Source organism: Microcoleus sp. M2_D5 (genome assembly GCF_036701935.1).
Lineage (GTDB): Bacteria > Cyanobacteriota > Cyanobacteriia > Cyanobacteriales > Microcoleaceae > Microcoleus.
Map to the genome: position 1 here is coordinate 1 of NZ_JAUBRP010000153.1, position 3,823 is coordinate 3,823.

At 45.5% G+C, this 3,823-nt stretch carries 4 protein-coding genes and 1 pseudogene; 4 read left to right on the forward strand and 1 reads right to left on the reverse strand.

The genetic code is table 11. The features are described from left to right. Window positions 1-83: 83 nt before the first annotated feature. Window positions 84-431, reverse strand: coding sequence for a DUF2442 domain-containing protein (locus QUA50_RS29040; RefSeq protein ID WP_333268752.1), 348 nt, complete (start codon window positions 429-431; stop codon window positions 84-86). A gap of 189 nt (window positions 432-620) precedes the next feature. On the opposite strand from QUA50_RS29040, the gene QUA50_RS29045 reads away from it, so the two are divergent. The 4 genes and pseudogenes from QUA50_RS29045 to QUA50_RS29060 all read left to right on the forward strand — a co-directional run. Next, the gene (locus QUA50_RS29045; RefSeq protein WP_333268750.1) at window positions 621-827 is read left to right on the forward strand and encodes a hypothetical protein; all 207 of its coding nucleotides are present in this window, start codon (window positions 621-623) and stop codon (window positions 825-827) included. A gap of 264 nt (window positions 828-1,091) precedes the next feature. Further along, window positions 1,092-2,735 carry a WD40 domain-containing protein gene (locus tag QUA50_RS29050; RefSeq protein ID WP_333268748.1) on the forward strand — a complete coding sequence of 548 codons (1,644 nt, stop codon included), beginning with the start codon at window positions 1,092-1,094 and terminating at the stop codon, window positions 2,733-2,735. 178 nt (window positions 2,736-2,913) lie between these two features. Then, window positions 2,914-3,207 (forward strand): hypothetical protein, encoded by a 294-nt coding sequence (locus QUA50_RS29055; protein ID WP_333268746.1) that lies wholly within the window; start codon window positions 2,914-2,916, stop codon window positions 3,205-3,207. 23 nt (window positions 3,208-3,230) lie between these two features. Further along, a pseudogene (locus QUA50_RS29060) lies at window positions 3,231-3,823 on the forward strand (hypothetical protein); the annotation flags it as partial.

Genomic DNA, 3,823 nt, shown 5'->3' on the forward strand with positions numbered 1-3,823 from the left:
GGCGTCCCGCCCGTCCTTAAAAGACGGGCGGGACGCCCATCCCACAAACTTGTGGAAGTTATTTAATTCTCATTCCTAAGAAGTTAATCAGCCATCCAAGATTTTGTCCCAAAAATACCTGCTACAAGTTCGGGAATGCCAAAATCAACATCTAAGGTTTCCCAGTGTACGCTGTTGCCAGAATGAGGCAGCCAAACATCAGCAAGCTGTTCTGGTGAAGCACCTTCTAAGCCTTGGGCCAGCTTTGGAGGAAAACAAAAAATAACACCGTTTTTCAGTTTGATAACTATTAAATCTTCCGATTGATTATACTGCACGGATTCGGCACGCGTTTCAGTAGCCTCAGCGGTTTTCCATGCTTGCTTGGCTTGGGCTATTTGCTCTCGGAGATTTGCCTCAGTTAATTCTTTGTCCCAGTTTCTAAGTACCATATATTTCTTGCCATCGGTTTTGTTAAGTTTGGATAGTTGATTATTGCGACATGGGATTGTGTTAAGCGGACTGTAAAGGACATGATACCTAATAATTGGTTACTACTTAGGAAATAAGTAAATAGGAGGAAGAAAGTAAATTTTATTTATGGTATTTCTGGTAAGGGTAAATGTTTAGGATAAATTTTTATGCAACAAAAGCCGATCGCCAGAAAGCATCTTGTTTGGAGCCTCATCACTGGTTTAGCAGTCGGCGCGATCGCGGGCGCACCCATCGGCTGGATGGCTAACGGGTTTTATTCCGAGCAGCGTTTGGCTCAAATTCTGATTGGCCGAGAAAAGAATAGAGATCGGCCAGTTGCGATTGTTGAGGCTAGGTGCGGTTCCCGATTCTAAATTTTTCTGCTAGCCAGAGGGGCGTGTCAAATATTGTGAGGCTTGTGCGAATGTCGAAAGTTCGATCGCGCAGGCCATGAGTGCATTTTCAACCGTCAATCGATTTTAGATTTTAGATTTTAGATTTTAGATTTTAGAATTGAAGCATTGACTTGCGCGAGATGAATCCGGGGGCTTCTATCCTGGATGCTTGATTGTCAATACGCCACAAACCGGAAAAGTTGTCCGTCGGTTGATATGTGAGTATGTTAAATTGACACAATCATGAATTACAGCAGAACAATTCCGGCTATTTTGAGTGCTGCGATCGCCCTGAGCTCGATCGCCCTCATCCCACTCACATCACCTCAAATCGCCCTCGCATTAACCGCCGACAAAGTTAAAACCGTTGCCCAACAAATTACTGTTCGCATCCAGGGGCCAAAAGGCGGTTCAGGAGTAATTTTAGAGAAACAAGGCAGCACATACTATATTCTCACAAACTGGCACGTTATCGATAAAGCAGGCGATTACGAGGTCGTAACTCCCGACGGCAAAGCTCACTCTGTATCATACAGCCTCGTGCGGCGAATGCCCGGTGCGGATTTGGCGATCGTACCTTTTAGCAGCACTCAAAGCTACCCCCTGGCTCAATTAGCCAATTCCCCAGCAACTAAGGGAAACAAGGCTTATGTGGCCGGCTGGCCGATATCGGGCGGTTCTCTGAGACAGCCGATTTTCATCGCCACGGAAGGTCAGCTTACCGGCCGCCAAACTCCCTGGAACGGTTATACATTGGTATACAATAACTTAGTGAGAGCGGGCATGAGTGGGGGGCCGGTGCTCGATGATGCGGGGCGAGTTGTCGCAATTAACGGCATTGTCAGGTTAGAAGAAAACTCCGATAAAATCGTGGCGGCGGGGATAGAAATCAATACTTTCATGAAATGGCGATCGACTGTTTCGCTGCCAGTAGTTCCCCAATCTCCTACTGCCGGAAACCCGAAAACTCCAGCGAATAATGCGCCCCGCACGCCCGCAAGTGCGAGATCCTTTGCTGCTACAAATACCCTCAAAGGGCCTTCTGAAGTTGTCAGTTCCCTTGCCCTTGCTTCAGCTTATTTTACCACAGGAAATAGCAACGGCACAATCTCAGTTTGGAATTTTCCCAGCGGGCAATTAAAAACTACCCTGCAAGGACACGCGGAAGCCGTAAACGCACTGGCTGCGAGTGCGGATGGCAAGGTGTTAGCTAGTGGCAGCGACGACAAAACTGTGAAAATTTGGAATTTAGAAACTGGTGCGGTTGTACGCACTTTGAGCGGGCATTCCAATGCTGTTTCGAGCGTTGCCGTTAGTCCCGACGGTCAATTTGTAGCCAGCGGCAGTTGGGACAAAACTGTGAAGATTTGGAATGCGAAAACGGGGGAGTTGCTGCGGACTTTGAGTGGGCATTCTGGGTTGGTGAATGCTGTTGCAATTAGTCCTGACAACAAAACTTTAGCTAGTGGCGGTAAAGACGGTTCAATTAGGTTGTGGAATTTAGTTACAGGTCAAGCACTTCGCACGATCAGTGGCAAAAACTTGGCTGTTTTGTCGCTAGCTTTTACTCCCGACGGCAAGAGTTTAGCTGCGGGAAATAGCAACGGCACTGTTGGGTTGTGGAATGCCGGAAACGGGCAGTTAATTCGGCGTTTAAGCGGGCATACTGACGGGGTTTGGTCGGTGGCTTTTAGTCGGGATGGCACTACGCTGGTTACTGGGAGTTGGGATAAGAGTGTGAGGCTTTGGGATGTGCGATCGGGCGAATTGAGAGGTAATTTGAGCGGGCATTCTGGCTATGTTAGTGCTGTGGCTATTAGCAGCGATGGTAAGACTATTGTTAGTGCGGGTTGGTTGGGGGAAATTAAGATTTGGAAAAGGAGTTGAGATTTTTTTGATTTAACCGCAGAGGGCGCAGAGGGCGCAGAGGAAGAGTAGAGAGAACAGGGTTTGCATGGGAGCATCCCACTTTGGTAATCAGTATAAATACTCAGTAAATTGTCTGGCTAAGCTGATGGCATAATAGAAAGCAGATAAATTACCATAATCTAAAATCCAAGTTAACATGACCCCAGAAGAACAACAGAAGCTCAAAATAAATCTCCAAGAAATAGCAGAGATCCTTTATAAGAATACCCCAGTAGACAATCTACAAAGCTTTGAATCCGTAGAACTGAGTGTGAGGGAACATTTAATTAAGACAGTAGCACCAGAAATTAGCGGTTTTTTTTCAATCGGCGGGGGGAAAAGGTTCGGGAAGAAAAAGAACCATAAAAAGTTGTGTAGGAGAAATAACTCTATCGAGCAAACAAGCCCAAAGGCTGGGAGTGAAGAAGGGAAGTCGCCTGAGTCCGAATAGGCGAGAAATGTTGTTTATTATTAGTGGGAAATGAGTCTTTTGCCAATGCGGAGAGAGACCTCAAAATGTTGACAGGAATTTATGTACCCCACAGTACACAACATCGGCTATTAGAGCGTTACAAATTGCTGCCGCCTGAAACTACTGAGAAAGTAGAAGCGTTGAGTATAGACGGAGGAAACGTCAGACTAAGAACTCCTTTAGGAGAAGAAAGTGTCTGGAGGAATTATAAGGCAGTTAAGTTACACGGTCAAGTAGCAGCAGCCTTCTTTCAAAATAATGGAGATTTAGTGGCGTGGGTAAATAGCCAACTTCAAAGTGAAGTAATAACTTGTTTGGGAGATGGTCATGATGGAGTGTGGAATTTGTTTAATCAAATAGGGACTACTGAGCAAAGAAGAGAGGTATTAGATTGGTATCATTTGACAGAAAATCTAAATAAAGTAGGGGGGTCACTCAAACGACTTAGAAAAGTCGAGAGCCAACTGTGGCAAGGGTCAACAGTAGAAGCTATAGCCGAATTTGTAGGAGTTAGAGGCAAAGAAAGTAAAAATTTCCAGAATTATCTGAGAAAACATCAGTCAAGAATCCCAAATTACCAGAATTATCTTGCATC